This window comes from Cystobacter fuscus DSM 2262, from assembly GCF_000335475.2.
GTDB lineage: Bacteria > Myxococcota > Myxococcia > Myxococcales > Myxococcaceae > Cystobacter > Cystobacter fuscus.
Genome location: NZ_ANAH02000026.1, coordinates 109,300 through 125,572, shown reverse-complemented (window position 1 = coordinate 125,572; position 16,273 = coordinate 109,300). Strand labels below are relative to the sequence as shown.

General features: G+C 69.8%; 16 protein-coding genes. 8 read left to right on the top strand and 8 right to left on the bottom strand.

Going from position 1 to position 16,273, the window contains the following annotated elements:
* Positions 1 to 3: 3 nt before the first annotated feature.
* The gene (locus D187_RS33990; protein ID WP_002624298.1) at positions 4 to 1,140 is read right to left on the bottom strand and encodes an endonuclease/exonuclease/phosphatase family protein; all 1,137 of its coding nucleotides are present in this window, start codon (positions 1,138 to 1,140) and stop codon (positions 4 to 6) included.
* A gap of 438 nt (positions 1,141 to 1,578) precedes the next feature.
* Here D187_RS33990 and D187_RS50765 point away from each other — a divergent pair, with 438 nt between their 5' ends.
* Positions 1,579 to 3,933 (top strand): ATP-binding protein, encoded by a 2,355-nt coding sequence (locus D187_RS50765; protein ID WP_002624295.1) that lies wholly within the window; start codon positions 1,579 to 1,581, stop codon positions 3,931 to 3,933.
* Positions 3,934 to 3,942: 9 nt separating this feature from the next.
* Here the strand turns inward: D187_RS50765 and D187_RS33975 are convergent, their stop codons facing one another.
* The 6 genes from D187_RS33975 to D187_RS33950 form a co-directional block, all read right to left on the bottom strand.
* Complete coding sequence (locus tag D187_RS33975) at positions 3,943 to 4,527, bottom strand: hypothetical protein (protein WP_002624294.1); 585 nt, start codon at positions 4,525 to 4,527, stop codon at positions 3,943 to 3,945.
* A gap of 106 nt (positions 4,528 to 4,633) precedes the next feature.
* On the bottom strand, positions 4,634 to 5,218 hold the full coding sequence (locus D187_RS33970; RefSeq protein ID WP_245591891.1) for a cupin domain-containing protein: 585 nt from the start codon (positions 5,216 to 5,218) through the stop codon (positions 4,634 to 4,636).
* Between the two features lie 126 nt (positions 5,219 to 5,344).
* A complete protein-coding gene (locus D187_RS33965; RefSeq protein ID WP_002624292.1) occupies positions 5,345 to 6,673 on the bottom strand; it encodes a sensor histidine kinase in 1,329 nt (442 codons plus the stop codon).
* 28 nt (positions 6,674 to 6,701) lie between these two features.
* Positions 6,702 to 7,055 (bottom strand): DUF4180 domain-containing protein, encoded by a 354-nt coding sequence (locus D187_RS33960; protein WP_002624291.1) that lies wholly within the window; start codon positions 7,053 to 7,055, stop codon positions 6,702 to 6,704.
* On the bottom strand, positions 7,052 to 7,849 hold the full coding sequence (locus D187_RS33955; RefSeq protein ID WP_020918461.1) for a phytanoyl-CoA dioxygenase family protein: 798 nt from the start codon (positions 7,847 to 7,849) through the stop codon (positions 7,052 to 7,054). The genes D187_RS33960 and D187_RS33955 overlap by 4 nt, the downstream gene beginning before the upstream one ends.
* A gap of 2 nt (positions 7,850 to 7,851) precedes the next feature.
* A complete protein-coding gene (locus D187_RS33950) occupies positions 7,852 to 8,853 on the bottom strand; it encodes an aldo/keto reductase (RefSeq protein ID WP_002624289.1) in 1,002 nt (333 codons plus the stop codon).
* A 70-nt stretch (positions 8,854 to 8,923) separates the two neighbouring features.
* On the opposite strand from D187_RS33950, the gene D187_RS33945 reads away from it, so the two are divergent.
* The 4 genes from D187_RS33945 (at position 8,924) to D187_RS33930 (ending at position 12,782) form a co-directional block, all read left to right on the top strand.
* Positions 8,924 to 9,877: an alpha/beta fold hydrolase gene (locus D187_RS33945; protein WP_002624288.1), complete on the top strand. Its 954-nt coding sequence runs from the start codon at positions 8,924 to 8,926 to the stop codon at positions 9,875 to 9,877.
* A 48-nt stretch (positions 9,878 to 9,925) separates the two neighbouring features.
* Positions 9,926 to 10,714 carry an exodeoxyribonuclease III gene (locus D187_RS33940; protein ID WP_002624287.1) on the top strand — a complete coding sequence of 263 codons (789 nt, stop codon included), beginning with the start codon at positions 9,926 to 9,928 and terminating at the stop codon, positions 10,712 to 10,714.
* A gap of 19 nt (positions 10,715 to 10,733) precedes the next feature.
* The gene (locus D187_RS33935) at positions 10,734 to 11,516 is read left to right on the top strand and encodes a lysophospholipid acyltransferase family protein (RefSeq protein WP_002624286.1); all 783 of its coding nucleotides are present in this window, start codon (positions 10,734 to 10,736) and stop codon (positions 11,514 to 11,516) included.
* A gap of 108 nt (positions 11,517 to 11,624) precedes the next feature.
* On the top strand, positions 11,625 to 12,782 hold the full coding sequence (locus D187_RS33930) for an SAM-dependent methyltransferase (RefSeq protein ID WP_002624285.1): 1,158 nt from the start codon (positions 11,625 to 11,627) through the stop codon (positions 12,780 to 12,782).
* A gap of 18 nt (positions 12,783 to 12,800) precedes the next feature.
* On the opposite strand, the gene D187_RS33925 is transcribed toward D187_RS33930, so the two are convergent.
* Complete coding sequence (locus D187_RS33925; protein WP_002624284.1) at positions 12,801 to 13,265, bottom strand: universal stress protein; 465 nt, start codon at positions 13,263 to 13,265, stop codon at positions 12,801 to 12,803.
* Between the two features lie 191 nt (positions 13,266 to 13,456).
* Here D187_RS33925 and D187_RS33920 point away from each other — a divergent pair, with 191 nt between their 5' ends.
* From D187_RS33920 to D187_RS33910, 3 genes are all read left to right on the top strand, one after another.
* On the top strand, positions 13,457 to 14,344 hold the full coding sequence (locus D187_RS33920; protein ID WP_043432753.1) for an SDR family NAD(P)-dependent oxidoreductase: 888 nt from the start codon (positions 13,457 to 13,459) through the stop codon (positions 14,342 to 14,344).
* A gap of 139 nt (positions 14,345 to 14,483) precedes the next feature.
* Positions 14,484 to 15,668 (top strand): right-handed parallel beta-helix repeat-containing protein, encoded by a 1,185-nt coding sequence (locus tag D187_RS33915; RefSeq protein ID WP_002624282.1) that lies wholly within the window; start codon positions 14,484 to 14,486, stop codon positions 15,666 to 15,668.
* The gene (locus D187_RS33910; protein ID WP_245591890.1) at positions 15,631 to 16,263 is read left to right on the top strand and encodes an RNA polymerase sigma factor; all 633 of its coding nucleotides are present in this window, start codon (positions 15,631 to 15,633) and stop codon (positions 16,261 to 16,263) included. The genes D187_RS33915 and D187_RS33910 overlap by 38 nt, the downstream gene beginning before the upstream one ends.
* The last annotated feature ends 10 nt before the right edge of the window (positions 16,264 to 16,273 follow it).

The window sequence follows — 16,273 nt, the reverse complement described above, 5'->3', positions numbered from 1 at the left end:
TACTCAGTTGCGCGCGGACACGGGCATGCGCAGGCGCGCCACCACGCCGGACAGGTCCGTGCGCCATGGCCCGAAGCGCCGCCGCTCGTGCAGCGCCCCCACTCCATAGGCCAGCACCGGGCCGAGCTGGCGGGGCGCGGGCGACACGGGCGTGCGCACCAGCACCAGGTTGAGCCGCTCCTCCATGGCCGTCATCCCCAGCGTCAGGCCTCCTCCCGAGGCGAGCGCGCCCCCCAGGCGGCGCGTCCACACGTCCACGTAGCCCGCGAGCAGCAGCTCCCGGTAGGTGGGCGCGCCCACCAGCCCCAGGTTCGCCGGCGAGTTGAAGTCCCCCACCAGCACCACCGGCAGCGTCTCGCCCCGCAGCGAGCCGATCAGCTCCTCGGCCTGCGCGAGCTGCACGCGCAGACCCTCCTCGCCCGGCGCGGGCTCCAGGTGCGTGCTGACGAAGCGGTAGCGCTGCCCCTCCACCTCGGCCGCCACCGACACCCACCCGCGCGTCAGCTCCACCGGCGCCATGCGCGGCAGCTTCACCTCGCGGCGCGCCAGGTAATTGCCCGTGCGCACCTGGCTCACCGTCACGTCCGAGCGCGCGAGGATGATGTCGAAGTCCGTCAGGCGCAAATCGTCGAAGGTCGGCTCCTGCCCCCGGCGCAGGGGCACCTCCACGTCCGTGTTGCGCACCCGGGCGACCTCCCGGTAGTGCAGGCCCCGTGCCTCCAGTTCGCCCAGCAGCAGGGGGAGCGGATCCAGGTAGGGCGTCCGCGCCGGCTCGCGGCCCCCGAAGAGTGCGTCCCCGGGGGATTGGAGCCTCAACTCGGTCACCTGCTGCAGACCAATGAGGTGGGGCCGAGCGTATTGGACCTCATCGGCGAGGGTCCGGGCGCGCGAGGAGGCATCCGGTTGGCGGCCAAACAGCTCCGCCGCACGTGTGGGCACGTACGCCGCGTGAGGGGCTTGCAGAACCCGCTCCCCGCTCAGCTCCGTGCCGAGGCTGCGTGTCATGACCGTCAGGGCACCCGGGACGAAGAGGACGGCGGACGCGCTCTGCTCGCGCGGGTCCGCCGTCTGGGGCAGCGTCGACACCTGGACGGCGCCGAACACCATCATCGAGATCCCCACCGCGAGGATGTACTTCATTCTGTCACCTTCCCCCGGACCCGCCCCCGTCCAGAGCATGCACCTGGCCCCCGCGGCACCAGCACACACCGCGTGGGTCGGCTTGAGATAGGCCGTCTGGCCCGGACGCGCAGGCAGGCCGCGTCATTTTCCGTCGCCCCGCGTGCCCCAGTGCGTAGGAGGAGACGGCTCGATCGTCGGCCATAGAGCACTCGTGGGGGGGGGCGGCTGGCTGGCGATCATCCGGGATCGACCAACGTCCACTCCCCTCGGACCGGAGAACGGGGGTAGGCTTGCGTGAAAACAGGGGACTCCCCCCCGGAATCCGGCACGCCGGGGTGGACGGCAAGGGCCTTACTCCTTCAATCTTCCGCTCTCCCCGGATTCGCCTCCGCTTCCATGCGCTTTCTCCTTCTCAGCCGCGACGGTGACCATCCGATCGGGTCGGAACTCGCCCAGATGGGGCACGAAGTCGTGGTGGCCTCGGGTCCCGAGGTGACGGCCGCCACCATCTCCCTGGTGGACGTCCTGGTGGTCGGCGCCGAACAGGTCCGCGAGAAATCCGAGTGGTTCACCCGCCTGCGCGCGCAGATCCGCGCCGCCGAGGTGTCCATGATCGGCATGGTCTCGAGCCTCGCCGATGAGGAGTTGTCCCCGCTGATGGAAATCGGCGTGGACGACTACCTGGTGGCGCCCTTCCAGGCGGCGGACATCCGCGCGCGCATCACCCTGTTCGAGCGCCGCTGCTACGCCTTCATGCGCCGGCAATCCCACGAGGAGTCGGCGCGCGGGGAGATCGAGCGGCTGGCGGCCATCATCCAGACCCAGAACGACATCGCGCTGGCGGGGTTGGATCTCGAGGTGGTGATGCGGCTCATCTCCGAGCGCGCGATGATCCTCTGCGGCGCGGGTGGCGCGGCGGTGGGCCTCATCGAGGGCGATGAGATGTACTACCGCGTCTGCACGGGCTACTCGAAGCAGTTCGAGGGTGCGCGGCTGCCGGTGGGCAGCACCATGGCGGGCTCGAGCGTGCTGCGCGGCCAGGTGATGCGCACGGACGACGCCGAGCGCGACCCGCGGGCGAACTTCGACGTGGCGCGCCGGCTCAAGGTGCGCTCGATGCTCAACGTGCCGCTCAAGCGCGACAACCAGACGGTGGGCGTGCTGAGCATCGTGTCGCAGGTGCCCTATGCCTTCGTGGACTCGGACGAGCGCACGCTGGAGCTGATGGCGGGCCTGCTGGGCGCCGCCATGGGCAACGCCGCCGAACACGCCGCGAAGCAGGCGCTGATGACGGAGGTGGCCTCCATCGTCACCGCGCTCCAGGAGAGCCAGCACCTCTTCGACTCCTTCCTCAACAACAACCCGGCGCTCGCGTACATGAAGGACGAGAGCGGCCGGCGCGTCTTCGTCAACGAGCCCTTCCGGCGCTTCTTCGCGCTGGCGCCCGGCACCGACGTGAGCACCATCCCCGACGAGCAGCTCATGCCGCCGGAGACGGTCTCGCTCTTGAGCGAACAGGACGATCAGGCGTTCAAGTCCGGTCAGCCCTCGGTCTCCGAGAGCATGATCCCCACGCCCGATGGCGAGCCGCGGCAGTTCCTCACCTACCGCTTCATCGCCCGCGACAGCTCGGGCCGGCGCTTCCTCGGGGGCGTGTCCTTCGACATCACCGAGCGCAAGGCCGCGGAGGAGGCGCTGCGCCGCTCCGAGGAGAGCTTCCGCGCCCTCATCGAGGGCTCGCCCGAGGCCATCTTCGTGCACCGCGGCGGGCCGCTCTTGTACGTGAACCCGTCGGCGTGCTCGTTCCTGCGCCTCAAGGTCAGCGAGCTGGTGGGCCGCTCCCTCCTGGACTTCATCCACCCGGATGACCGCGCCGCCGCGGCCGGCACGCTGGATGGAGGCATGCTGCCCGGCCGCACCTCGCTGCGCGTGCGCGAGGTGCGCTTTTTGCCCCCGGACGGTGGCGTGCTCACCGCGGAGATCAGCAGCCTGCGGCTCGTCTTCGCCGGCCAGCCCGCGACGATCGTCAGCGCGCGCGATCTCACCGAGCGCAAGCAGATCCAAGCGCGGCTCGTCGTCGCCGACAGGCTCGCGTCGGTGGGCACGCTCGCGGCGGGCGTGGCGCACGAAATCAACAACCCGCTCGCCTTCGTCATCTCCAACCTGTCCTTCCTCACCGAGGAGCTGCACGCCATCACCGAGCTGCTGCCCCCGGGCCGCCTGAGCGAGCTGGAGGAGGTGCTGGAGGAGACGAACGAGGGCGTCAACCGGGTGCGGCTCATCGTGCAGGACCTGAAGACGTTCTCGCGCGGAGACGAGGAGCTGCCCACGGCGGTGGACCTGCGGCGCGTCATCGACTCGGCGTTGGCGCTGGCGCGCGGCGAGCTGCGCCACCGCGCCACGGTGGTCAAGGACATGTCCGACGTGCCGCTCGTGGAGGGCAGCGAGGCGCGTTTCGGTCAGGTGGTGCTCAACCTGCTCATCAACGCCGCGCATGCCATCAGCGCGGGCCAGCCGGACAAGAACGAGATCCGCGTGGTGCTGCGCGCGGAGAGCGACCACGCCATCCTCGAGGTGCGCGACACCGGGTGCGGCATGGCGCCCGAGGTGCTCAGCCGCATCTTCGATCCGTTCTTCACCACCAAGCCGGTGGGCGTGGGCACGGGCCTCGGGCTGTCCATCTGCCACGGCATCATCACCGGCTTTGGCGGGGAGATCACCGCGAGCAGCGAGGTGGGCAAGGGCAGCACCTTCCGCATCAGCCTGCCGGCCATCCGCAAGAGCAAGATGAAGACGGCGTTGGGCGGGTAGGGCGCGGCGTCACACGTCGAGGCTGTCCCCGTCGAAGCCGCCCCCGTCGTCGAAGCCACTGTCGTCGAAGCCGCCCCCGTTCTCCTCCTGGCCCGAGGCCTCCGCCTGAGCGGCGTCGAGATCGCCCGGCTCGTTTCCATCGAAGCCGCCGAGGAACTGGTGGGCGATCGCCGTGCCGATGAAGTTGCCGGCGATGCTCCCGAGCAGACTGCCGGCCAGCATGCTGCCGAAGCCGCCGCCCCCGAAGCCCCCACCCCCGAAGGTGCGCTCCATGAAGCCGGGCTGGCGCATCTCGGCGCGGGTCGCCATCCGCGCGAGCGTCCGGGGATCGGCGTTCAGGGGAGCCGAGCCCCGCTCCGAGGGGGGCAGTTCCTGGCTCAGCTCGCGCAGGGCGCGGGTGCGCTGCTCGGGCGTGAGCTGGGCGAAGGCCTCGGCGTGAGCCTGCTCGATCGCCTCGGGAGGGGCCGTCCGCAGCAGATAGCGATAGCGGGCCAGCGCCTGGTCATCGGCGGACCCCGCGCTCGTGGCGGCGGGGCGGGCCGAAGGCACCGAAGGCGAGGAACCTCGTCCGAAGATGCGATCCATCAATCCCATGGCGGCGCTCCTGTGTGGCGGTGACAGGCAAGGGTAGGGTCCGCTGTCCCGGAGTGCCATGCCGTGGGCGCTGGATGCCAGGACGCGGAGCAGGCGAGCCAGGGCCCTACTTCCAGAGGGTCACCAGGGCGCCCTTCGCTCCGCTCACGGGATCTCCCTTGGGCAGGGGGACGGCGGCGATGCGCTCGAGCGCCGCGGGCCGTTCGGAGGGCTCGCCTCGCATCATGTCCCACTGCTGGCCCTCGGGGTAGGCGCCCACCACGAGGAACTCCGAGTCGGCCCGGAGGCGGCGATGTCCCGTGCCCGCGGGGAGGACCACCACGTCTCCGGGTCCCACGTCCACCTCCTGGCCGTGCTCGCCGCCCAGCATCAACCGCGCGTGGCCCGCGGCGACACCGAGGGTCTCGTGCGCCGTCGAATGGTAGTGGTGGATGGCGTAGACGCCCGCGCGCCACTGGGCGGGCCAGCCGTGCCGCCGGAACAGCGTCTCGAAGGCCCCGGCCAGATCCTCCGTCTCCGGGGGCAGCACGGCGCGGTAGATCAACACCGGGAAGCGCGAGTTGGGAATGCGCCCATCATCGGTGAAGCGCAGCGTCTCCGGAGCGGGAGGCGCGGGGGACGGGGCACCTGAAACGGGCTCGGCGGATACCAGCGCCAGCGTGCTCAACAGGCCGCCAACGTGTCGATGCATGCGGGTCATTCGAGGCTCCCGGGATGAGGACCCCTCAACGTAGGGGTGCCGCCTCCCGGTGCGTCACCCCGTCGTCTCGCGCCGCCCACCCACCAGACAAGCGGGCGAAGCCGGGTGGCCTCGGAATCACCCCCTCGCCGAGGGACGCTCCAGGCACACGGGCAGCATCAGGACGAAGCGGGCACCGCCCTCGGGGCGGTTCTCCGCGTGGAGCGTGCCGCCGCCGCGCGTGACGTACTCCCGGCACAGGGCGAGCCCCAACCCGGTGCCCTTGCCGGGGGGCTTGGTGGTGAAGAAGGGCTCGAAGAGCCGCGCCAGCACCTCGGGAGGAAATCCCGGGCCGTTGTCCTCCACCACCACCCGCACCCCGCCGTCCACCCGCCGCGCCCCCACGCCGATGCGGGCCGGACGCGAGGGCGTCACCATCTCCACCGCGTCCGCGGCGTTGACCAGCAGGTTCAGGAGCACCTGCACCATGTGCCGATGTCCCAGTTGGACCGGTGGCAACCCCGGAGGCACATCCACCGTCACCTCGGCCAGGTTGCGCAGGCGCACCGATGCCAGCCGCCTCGCCTCGTTCAGCGCTTCTTCCGGCATCCCCACCTCCTGGTTGCCCTCGTCGCCGCGGGAGAAGCCGCGCAGATCCGTGACGATCTGCTCGATGCGCATCACCCCATGCCGTGTCTCGGCGAGCACGTCACACAGCTCCGCCCGGTCCAGCTCCGTGCCGAAGGCCCTCGCCTCCCGCTCCAGGTAGCTCAGGTTGGACTTCACGAAGGACAGGGGATTGTTCACCTCGTGGGCCACCCCGGCGGCGAGCTGCCCCACCAACACCAGCCGCTCCACCTCGGCGCGCTCGCGCTCGACGCGCACCCGGCGGCGTTCGCTCTCCGCGAGCTGCTCCAGCGCGTGCAAGCGCTCCTGCTGCGCCGCCTTCTGCGCGTCCCACATGCGCCGGTAGGTGCGCGAACCAAAGAGGGCCACCCCGCCAATGATGGCGAGGGCGAGCAGCTGCGGCACCATCACCTCCACCGGCAGGTGGGCCATCGTGTCCAGGAACGCCACCGAGCCCAGCATGGCCGTGCCGCTCACCAGCGTGGGCCACCAGGCATCCGGGGTGTACATGGCGATGAGCAACGGTATGGTCGCGAGCGCCGGAAAGAAGGGACTGTTCAGCCCTCCGGTGAGGTGGATGAGCCACGTGTTGGCGAGGATGCCGATGAGGCCCGCGCACACGCCCGAGACCTTCACCGGAATCCATCCGGCGCCCACGCCCGCTCCGAGCGCCACGAAGCCCACCGCCCAGGCGAGCAGCATTGGCGCGAGCCGGACATAGGCGGTGAACACCGGCAGGTGGAGGAGCACGCCGCAAACCAACAACAGCGCCGCGCAGGCGAAGTAGTTGTTCCTCTTCAGCTGGAACAGGGCACGCGGCGCCGAACCGTCTGACTTCATTCGGCGCTGAAGTCTACCACTTCCTGGATCAACGCAGGCGCGCCGCCAGGGCCTCCCGATCCTCCAGGAACCAGAGCTGCTGGCCGCGGTTCGCCTCGATGACGAAGCCGCGCAGGGCGTTGCTCTCCGCCACCCGGGCGGAGATGTCGCCCAGGATGGCGAGCCGCAGGCGGTAGTTGACGAACTTCTGGACGAGCTCTCCGGCCACCCCCGTGGCCAGCTTGAAGAAGTCCTCGTCCAGGCGCCCGGCGGGGATCGCCACCAGGTCCGCCTGGTGCTCGGAGGCCAGGGTGATGAGCTCGATGGCGTCCCGGAGCCGGGGGCCCTCGGCGGGCAGTTCGAGGACGCGGACTCCGTTGAGTTCGACGGTCTGAGCCGTCATGGGTGCTCTCCAGCGCGAAAGAGGGGGAAGAAGTCCCGGGGGGCCTTCTTCTTGCGCACGCAGCGGGTGGCCTCGTCCATATAGCAGGCGGAGAAGCCCCGGCGGCGTTGGCCCGTGCGGCTCGGCCCCGAGCGATGCCAGACGTAATTGTGCAGCAACACCACTTCCCCGGCCTCCACCGGCAGGGCCACCCCGAGGCGCTCGGCACCCCGGGCCGCCACCTGATCCGGAGGCACCACGCCTCCGAGCGGCGTGGCCAGTCCCCAGCGGTGGCTGCCGGGCACCACCTCCAGACAGCCGCCGTCCCGAGGTGCGTCATCCAGTGCCGTCCACACCTGGAGCTCGGGGTCCCGGGTGAGGCCCCACAGCTTGCCTCCATCCTGGTGCCACGGCACCTCGCTGCCGCCGCGCTGGCCCTTGTGAAAGAGGATGGCCCGGTAGAGCGAGATGTCTCCGGGCGGCAGCAGCGCGCGGGCGATGCGCTCGAAGAGGGGGTTTTGCATCCATGCGAGGAAGCGCTCGTCCTTCTCCAGCTTCTCCAGCTTGCGGTAGTCCAGCGAGGGCCCCTGCCAGCCGAGCCCCAGCGGCGCGTCCTCGTAGCGCCCGGTGGGCGCGTCCATCTGCCAGAAGAAACCCGGGTAGCTCACCCGGCCGAGCATCAAGTCGTCCGCGCGCTCGCGCAGCAGCTCGAGCCCGTGCGCGTCGAGCACCCGGCCCAGCCGCGCGTAGCCGTGCTCGGCGTAGTGCGCCAGCACGTCCGTGATCTCGAAGGTCTTCGCATCCACCGCCAGCATGTTCACCTCACGTAACTGGCGTCCGTGCCCTGCCACTCCCGGTAGAGCTCGTCCACGCGCCGGGCCACGTCCTCGGGCAGGGGCCGGGCGCAGGCGTCCAGCGCGGCGTCCAGGTGCTCCACCGTCCCCGGGCCCGCGAGCACCGAGTCCACCCCGGGCCGCCCCACGAGCCACCCATAGGCGAGCGCCACCAGCGACAGTCCCGCCTGCCCGGCCACGTCGCGCAGGCGCGCGGCCATGTCCAGCAGCGGCGGGGACCAGTAGCGGCTCTGGTACAGGCGGTTGCCCTCGAAGCGCGAGCCCGGGGTGATGGGGGCGCCCGGCGCGTAGCGGCCGGAGAGCAACCCGCCCGCCAGCGGGTTGAAGACGGTGGTGTGCAGGGGATGGCGGCGCGTGAAGGGCAGGTACTCCACCTCCACCTGCCGCACGAGCACGTTGTAGAGCACCTGGGAAATCACCGGGCGGGGCATGCCGCGCCCGGCGCACAGCCCGTTGAGCTCGAGGATCTGCCAGGCGGCGTGGTTGGACACCCCCCAGTGCCGCACCTTGCCCGCGGTGAGCAGGCCGTGCACGGCCTCGAGCGTCTCCTCCACCGGCGTGGCCGCGTCCGGCGCGTGCAGGTAGAGCACGTCCACGTACTCCGTGCGCAGCCGCCTCAGGCTCTCCTCCACCGCGCGCACCAGATGCGCTCCGCCCAGGCCCTCGGGTTTGCCTCGGATGCGCGCCAGCCCCACCTTGGTGGCGATGCCCACCTGCTCGCGCCGGCCTCGCAGCGACGGGCCCAGCAGGCGCTCCGCCTCGCCGTGGTTGTAGGAGTTGGAGGTGTCGAAGAAGGGCACGCCGCGCTCCAGGGCGCGCTCCACGATGCGCCGGGCCTCGGGCGCGGGCGTGCGGCCTCCGAAGTTCATCGTCCCCACGGCGACGACGGCCGGGGGGGCGTCCGCGCCGGGGGGGCGGGGTTCGAGCCAGCGCGCGAGCGGGGACGGGAAGGTGACGGAAGTCATGAGGGGTGGCGCACGATAGTGAACGCGGGGCCTTGCGGCGCCGGGAAAGCATCAGAATGGTGGGGGGCACATGCCCTACAGCTATCTCACCCGCTTCATCACCGCGCCGGATGGTACCCGCGTCGCTTATCACACGCACGCGGCCGCCCAGGGCGAGCCCGCTCCGGAGTTCCTGTCCCGCCCGGCCGTGCTGCTCACCAATGGCATCGGGACGACGGAGAACTTCTGGCGCCACCTCGTCATGGACCTGGAGCGCGATCACCGGGTGGTGCACTGGGACTACCGGGGCCATGGCCGGAGCGAGCTGCCCCCGGGGGAGGACTACTCGCTGCGTGCCCAGGTGGACGACCTGGAGCGCGTCACCGAACAGGTGATGGCCGAGGGCAATGGGCGCCCGCTCCACCACGTGGCCTTCTCCATGGGCGTCCGGGTGTTGTTGGAGTTGTACCGGCGCCGGCCGGAGCTGGTGGCCGCCGTCTCGCTCGTGGCGGGGAGTCCCTCCGTGCCGGACCCGCGGAACTGGGTGGTTCCCCTGCCGGGGGGACAGGCCACCCTGGCACGGGCCTTCGCGGGGTTGACGCCCCTGGTGCCCCGGCTGGCCCCCGTCGTCCAGCCCCTGGTCGCCTCGCGCTGGGCCTATTCGTTCGCCCGGGTCACGGGCCTGTTACGGGCGCGGGCGCCTCGCGAGGAGATCCAGGTGTTCCTCGAGGCCCTGCGCCTCATGGATCCGCGCACCTACTGGCTGACGATGCGCGGGCTGCTCGAGGGGCCGCAATCGTGGGACGTGCTGCACACGCTCCAGGTGCCCACGCAGATCATCGCCGCCCAGGATGATCTGCTCGTGCCGCTGCGCGAGATGTCGCGCATGCGCGAGTGCCTGCCCGGCGCGGACTGGGTGCTGGTGGAGGACGCGGGCCACGCCGGGTTGTTGGAGGCGGGCGAGGAGATTGCCCGGAGCATACGGGCCTTCCGTCAGGCACACGGCGTGGGGCCGGCCTGGCCGGGCAGGGCGAGCGGGGCGTAGAGAGAGGGCCTTGCCGTACCCGGGCCGCTTGGGCAAAGAAGCCGTACCGTGCGGATCGTTTCCTGGAACGTGAATGGCTTGAGGGCGGCCCACAAGAAGGGCTTCCTCGACTGGTTGGCCGCCGAGAAGGCGGATGTGGTGGGGGTGCAGGAGGTGCGCGCCCGGGAGGAGCAGCTCCCCGAGGAGGTGCGCCAGCCCGAGGGGTGGCGCATGGCGCACATCGTGTCGGCGAAGCGCCCCGGCTACAGCGGGGTGGGGTTGTTCTCGCGCAAGACGCCGGACGACGTGGTGTCCGTGCTGGGCGTGGAGGAGATGGACACGGAGGGCCGGCTGCAGGTGGCCCGCTTCGGCCGGCTCACGGTGGTGAACTGCTACTTCCCCAATGGCAACGGCAAGGAGCGCGACAACAGCCGCGTGCCCTTCAAGCTGGCCTTCTATCGCCGTCTCTTCGAGCTGTTGGAGAAGGGCCTGCGCGACGGCGAGCGCATCGTGGTGGTGGGCGACTTCAACACGGCGCATCAAGAGATCGACCTGGCGCGGCCCAAGGACAACCGGGAGACGAGTGGCTTCCTCCTGGAGGAGCGCCAGGAGTTCTGCCGCTGGCTGCGCGCGGGCTGGGTGGACACCTTCCGCCACTTCGAGAAGGGGGCAGGGCACTACAGCTGGTGGAGCCAGCGCTTCGGGGTGCGCGAGCGCAACGTGGGCTGGCGCCTGGACTACGTGCTCGCCTCGCCCGGGGCCATGCCCTACGTCAAGCGCGCCGCCATCCACCCGCACGTGCTCGGCTCGGATCACTGTCCGGTGAGCGTGGATCTAGACCCCAAGGTCCGTCGCTGATAGGCGGGGGGGCACTCCCATGAATGCACTGCTCTCCATGTACGCGTGGTTGGAAACCGGCCTGGTGTCGTTGACGGGCTTCTGCATCCAGGCTCCCCTGGCGGTCATCACCTGGCCGTTCGACAAGCGCAAGGTGGTGACGGGACGCGCCTTCCGGCTCATGGGCACCACCGCCGCCCGACTCAACCCCTTCTGGAAGTTCGGCATCCATGGCACGTACGTGCGCCCCGCGCCCCGTACCGTCGTGGTGAGCAACCACGAGTCCAACGCGGATCCCTTCATCATCTCCATGCTGCCCTGGGAGATGAAGTGGATGGCCAAGGCGTCGCTGCTGAAGATTCCCGTGGTGGGCTGGAGCATGTGGCTCGCGGGCGACATCCCCGTGCGCCGGGGCGAGAAGGACTCGGCCATGCAGGCCATGGGCATCTGCAAGCGCTGGCTCGACAAGGGCATGCCGATCATGATCTTCCCCGAGGGCACGCGCTCGAAGACCGACGAGCTGTTGCCCTTCAAGGATGGTGCCTTCCGGCTGGCCATCGAGACGGGCGCGGACGTGCTGCCCCTGGCGGTGAGCGGCACGCGCCGCGCGCTGCCCAAACACTCCTGGCGCTTCGCCACCGCGCGCGCCCTGGTGACGGTGGGCACACCCATCTCCACCAAGGGCATGACGCTCGCGGATCTGGAGCGGCTCAAGACGATGGCCCGCGAGCAGATCCTCCAGATGCGCGAGCAGTTGAAGCCGCTCACGAGCGCGGGTGACGCGCCCGAGGGCGAGCCCGCGCGGACCGCCGAGTCCCGCTAAAGCGGGGAGTAAGCTGTTTTCCGCACGCCGCGATGCGGCATCTCCTAGAGTGCGCGCCCAACCGGCTCCCGTCCCCCGCGGACAATGAGCCCATCCACAAGAGGTTGCATGGACGCGCCCGTTTCGTTCCGACTGAACCCGAAGGACCCATCCATCACCGCTCGTTACGCCGGGGGCAAGGTCCCCATGGCGACCCTCATCGAGGACTACATCCACCAGCGCCTCGACATCGAGGGCGACTTCCTCGCCTTCATCCGCGAGCGGCACAAGGTGGTCGACTACACGCCCGTCGCCGAGCACTTCAAGTTCCTCTTCACCCGCTTCCTGCCCGAGGTGCTCATCCACTCGCAGGAGCAGGACGTGCGCATCGCCCGCGAGCACTACGATCGCGGCAATGACTTCTTCGGCTGGTTCCTCGGCCCGCGGATGATCTACACGGCGGGCTTCTTCACCTCGCCCAACCAGAGCCTGGAAGAGGCGCAGGATCAGAAGATGCAGCTGGTGGCGGACAAGCTGCATCTGCGCCAGGGCGAGCGCTTCCTCGACATCGGCTGTGGCTGGGGAACGCTGGTGGCCACGGCGGCGAAGAACCAGGGCGTCGACGCGACGGGCGTCACCATCGCGAAGCAGGGCGCCGCGTACGCCACCGAGCAGATCTCCCGCATGGGCGTGAGCGATCGCGCCCGCATCCTCACGCTGGACTACCGCGACATTCCCGCGGGGCCCTACGACAAGATCTCCTGCCTGGAGATGGCCGAGCACGTGGGCGTGAAGAACTTCCAGGCCTTCATGCGGCAGATCCACGGGATGCTCACCGACGACGGGCTGTTCTACCTGCAGATCGCCGGACTGCGCGCGAAGAAGGGCGCGCTGGGCTTCCACTTCGAGGATCTCGTGTGGGGCCTGTTCATGAACAAGTACATCTTCCCCGGCGCGGATGCGTCCATGCCGCTGTCCTTCGTGGTGAGCAACCTGGAGAGCGCGGGGTTCGAGATCCACAGCGTGGAGAACGTGGGCATCCACTACTCGCTGACGATCTCGCGCTGGTATGACAACTGGATGGCCAATCGCGCCGAGGTCGTGAAGACCTATGGCGAGTGGTGGTTCCGCACCTGGCAGATGTTCCTGGGCTGGTCCGTGCAGATCGCCGCCCAGGGCTCGTCCACGTGCTTCCAGATCGTCGCCAACAAGAACCTGGATGGCTTCAACCGCATGCGCTGGGTGGGCGCCACCAACCTCGGCGAGCGCGACCTCAAGAAGTCCTGACGGACGCGCGGCGCGTGCCTACTTCGTCGTGGGCACGTGCAGCGTGAGGACGGGGCAGGGCGCCCGGGAGACGACCCGCTGCGCCACGCTGCCCAGCAGCAGGCGCGGCAGACCCCGGCGCCCATGGGTGCCCATGACGATGAGGTTGAACCCGCCCGACTCGGCCACCTGGATCACCGCCGCGGACGGCTCGCCCATCACCAGTTTCTGGGTGAGGGGGAGGGTGCCCGCGCCCTGGATGGAGCCAACGAAGTTCTCCAGGGACTGCCGGGTCGCCGCGAGCGCCTCCTTCTCCAGCGGCTGGGGCGTCCAACCCGGCGCGGCCACGAGCAGATCCGGCGCCACGTACTGGGGTGGCTCCCAGACGTGCAGCACTTCGATGGCCGCGTTGAACGGCCGGCCCAGCGCGACCGCGTACTCGACGATGGCCTGGGAGCCCTCCATCAAATCCACCGGCACGAGGATACGAGTAGGCGTGCTCATGGACGTCCCTCCGGGTGTGCCTGTCCTCCACCAAGGAGGGGGCTCTGCTCAATCTACTCCTGGGTACGACTCGGAGTGAATGCAATGTCGCCACTTTCGACTGGCAGGGAGGGCATCCAGGCAAGCCGGGTGTCTGCACCCGGGACGGGAGCGCGCTAGCTTTCCCATCTGCCCGAGCCAGAGAGGAGCCCATGCGTCCACCTATCGATTCCGGCACCGTGCTCATCACGGGTGTCTCGTCGGGAATTGGCCGCGAACTCGCCCGCCAGCTCGCCAGGAGGGCGAGGACGCTCGTGCTCGTCGCCCGCAGCGGCGAGCGGTTGGACGCCTTGCGAGAGGAGTTGCTCGCACTCAACCCCACACTCGGGGTGTGGGTGGAGCAGTGTGATCTCTCCCAGCCGGAGCACGTGGACACGCTGTTGGACTCGCTGCGCCGCAACCTCATCCGGGTGGACGTGCTGGTGAACAACGCGGGCATGGGGGACTACGGCCTCTATGAGCAGGAGAGCTGGCCGCGCATCCACCAGATGGTGCAGGCGAACATGACGGCGCCCCTGTTGCTGACGCGCCGGTTGGTGCGGCGCATGGTGGAGCGCAAGCGGGGAGGCATCCTCAACATCGGTTCGGGCGGGGGGAGCGCGTTCGTGCCGGGCCTGGCCGTGTACGCCGCCACCCAGCGCTTCCTGGATGGTTTCACCGAGGCGCTGCGGCTGGAGCTGCTGGGGACGGGGGTGGTGGTGACGCAGGTGGCGCCCGGGCCCGTGGACACCGGCGGCGACGAGGCGGCGCAGCCCCCGGAAGGCCCGTTGGCGGCGTGGCTGCGCATCCCAGTGGCCCGGTGCGCGAGCGAGGCGCTCGCGGGCTTCGAGCGCGCCGAGCCCCTGGTGTACCCCGGCCGGGCGCACCGGTGGATGATGCGGCTGGCCGCGCTGCTGCCCCGGAGGACGAAGCGGGCCGTGTGGCTGCCCGCCGCGAGACGGCTGCGCTATGGCACCGCGCAACTGGGGCCCGCGCACCCGGAGTCCGCTCCGGGGCTGCTGCTGGCCGGTGGGCCCGGCAACGTGCGGGACGAGGCCTAGCGGGAGGGGAGGGGAGAGTGCGTCCCCATGTCGCTCGTGAGCCGCTGTCCCCACTGTTTTTCCTCGGCGTTCTCGTCGAGTGTCACATCTGGCCGGGCTCGCGTGTGTCTCTCCCCACAACCGGAAAGGGAGTACGCACATGCAACCCAGTATCAATCGTTCAGGACGCACCGCCGGCGCGGCCTTCATGCTCGCCCTCTCGTGGCTTGCCTGGGGGTGTGGAGGCGAAGGCTCCGCCCACGTCCAGGGCTCCAGCACGGCTCCGCCGCCTCCTTCTGCTTCCAGCACCTGCGACCGGACCGCCACCAACGCGGCGACGCTGGCGAGCCAGTGGAGCGCGGCCACCGCCGGGCAGACGATCTGCCTGGCAACCGGGAGCTACGGCACGTTCGCCGCGGGCACCAAGCCTGGAATGGTCACCGTCAAGCCCCAGAGCGGGGCCACCGCCACCCTGGCGGTCCGCTTCAACGGCGCGAACAACGTCCGTCTCGAAGGACTCACCATCACCTCGGCCGTGCTGCTGGGCTCGACTCGCGACGTGACGATCACCGGCAGCCGCTTCACGGGCGCCGCGACGATTGACGGGGTGGCCAACTCCAACATCCTGTTCGACGGCAACACGCACCTCGACATCAACGCCCCCACTGGCTCCGTACCGGCACGCATCCACCTGCCCTACAGCAGCTCGACACCCTCCGGTGTCACCATCCAGAACTCGCGTTTCGAGGGGGGCGACGCGGACGGCATCCAGACGGGGGTGGGGGTCAACATCCTCAACAATCAGTTCAAGGACATCCAGGAGAACGGTCCCAACCACACCGACTCGATCCAGCTGCTCGGAGCTCCGGGCGCGGTGGTTCGAGGCAACTACTTCCTCAACTGTGCTACGGGCATCGTCGCCTACGACGGCGTCGAGCGCGCGGTCATCGAAGACAACGTGCTGGATCTGCGCGGCCGCCCGTGGGCCATCGAGCTCTACTCGGATGACGGTTCCATCGTCCGCCACAATACGCTGCAGTACGGGGCGTGCGACTGGAACCTCCCCTGCGGGCTCATCGACATCACTCGCAAGACGGCGGACGACGTCGGGCGGGGCACGGTCATCGTCGACAACGTGGCGACCGAAATCTCGGTGTCCAACGGCTCCACCGTGGCGGAGCGCCATCACAACCTCCTTCGGCGGGACGCCCAGAGCGGCGAGCTGACCGGAGCCCCGGTGTTCGTGGGGGGAGCGAATCCCACGGACCGTTCCGGCTTCCGCCTTGCAACCGGATCGCCCGGAAAGGGTGCCGCCTCGGACGGTACGGACGTCGGTATTCGTTGACGGTGAAGGGCGCCAGACGGTTGGCTGGCGGACCGGAGGCGCGGGGACTCGAGACCCGCGCCTCTCCCATGCTCTTTCGCGAGGCGCCCCTATCGGTACGTCGTGGAATGGAAATCGCGAGCAGATTGCCTCGCTCTATCGGGACTTCGCTCCGGCGATCCATCGCCAGTGCCTGGCCGTTCTCCGCGACCCGGAGGAGGCCCGGGACGCCACGCATGAGGTCTTCGTGAAGCTGTTCTCCGCCCGGCGGCTCCAGGATCGCGAGCACGCCGCGGCATGGATCCACCGCGTGGCGACGCACCATTGTCTGAATCGGGTTCGGAACGCCCATCTCCACCGGGACAAGCTGAGCCAGTTGTCCCTCGATGTCGCCTCCAGCGTGGCGCCCGAGAGCTTCTCGGAGCGAAAGCTGACGCAGCAGCTCCTGAGTCGCTTCGATGAGACCACGTGCGTGGTGGCCGTTGGCGTTCTGGTGGATGGCCTCGAGCAGACCGAGCTCGCTGGGATTCTGGGCCTCTCTCGCCGGACGGTGGCCCGCAGGCTGGAGCAGTTTCTCGCCACGGCGCGAGCGTTGTTGAATGGGGGGAACGCATGACGGCGTGTCC

Excerpts from the sequence above, each read along its gene's own strand:
- D187_RS33950 (WP_002624289.1), bottom strand. The coding sequence starts at position 8,853 with ATGACTTCCGTCACCTTCCCGTCCCCGCTCGCGCGCTGGCTCGAACCC.
- D187_RS33915 (WP_002624282.1), top strand. The coding sequence starts at position 14,484 with ATGCAACCCAGTATCAATCGTTCAGGACGCACCGCCGGCGCGGCCTTC.
- D187_RS33960 (WP_002624291.1), bottom strand. The coding sequence starts at position 7,055 with ATGACGGCTCAGACCGTCGAACTCAACGGAGTCCGCGTCCTCGAACTG.
- D187_RS33990 (WP_002624298.1), bottom strand. The coding sequence starts at position 1,140 with ATGAAGTACATCCTCGCGGTGGGGATCTCGATGATGGTGTTCGGCGCC.
- D187_RS33965 (WP_002624292.1), bottom strand. The coding sequence starts at position 6,673 with ATGAAGTCAGACGGTTCGGCGCCGCGTGCCCTGTTCCAGCTGAAGAGG.
- D187_RS33920 (WP_043432753.1), top strand. The coding sequence starts at position 13,457 with ATGCGTCCACCTATCGATTCCGGCACCGTGCTCATCACGGGTGTCTCG.
- D187_RS33945 (WP_002624288.1), top strand. The coding sequence starts at position 8,924 with ATGCCCTACAGCTATCTCACCCGCTTCATCACCGCGCCGGATGGTACC.
- D187_RS33935 (WP_002624286.1), top strand. The coding sequence starts at position 10,734 with ATGAATGCACTGCTCTCCATGTACGCGTGGTTGGAAACCGGCCTGGTG.
- D187_RS33970 (WP_245591891.1), bottom strand. The coding sequence starts at position 5,218 with ATGCATCGACACGTTGGCGGCCTGTTGAGCACGCTGGCGCTGGTATCC.
- D187_RS33975 (WP_002624294.1), bottom strand. The coding sequence starts at position 4,527 with ATGGGATTGATGGATCGCATCTTCGGACGAGGTTCCTCGCCTTCGGTG.
- D187_RS33955 (WP_020918461.1), bottom strand. The coding sequence starts at position 7,849 with ATGCTGGCGGTGGATGCGAAGACCTTCGAGATCACGGACGTGCTGGCG.
- D187_RS50765 (WP_002624295.1), top strand. The coding sequence starts at position 1,579 with ATGGGGCACGAAGTCGTGGTGGCCTCGGGTCCCGAGGTGACGGCCGCC.
- D187_RS33925 (WP_002624284.1), bottom strand. The coding sequence starts at position 13,265 with ATGAGCACGCCTACTCGTATCCTCGTGCCGGTGGATTTGATGGAGGGC.
- D187_RS33930 (WP_002624285.1), top strand. The coding sequence starts at position 11,625 with ATGGACGCGCCCGTTTCGTTCCGACTGAACCCGAAGGACCCATCCATC.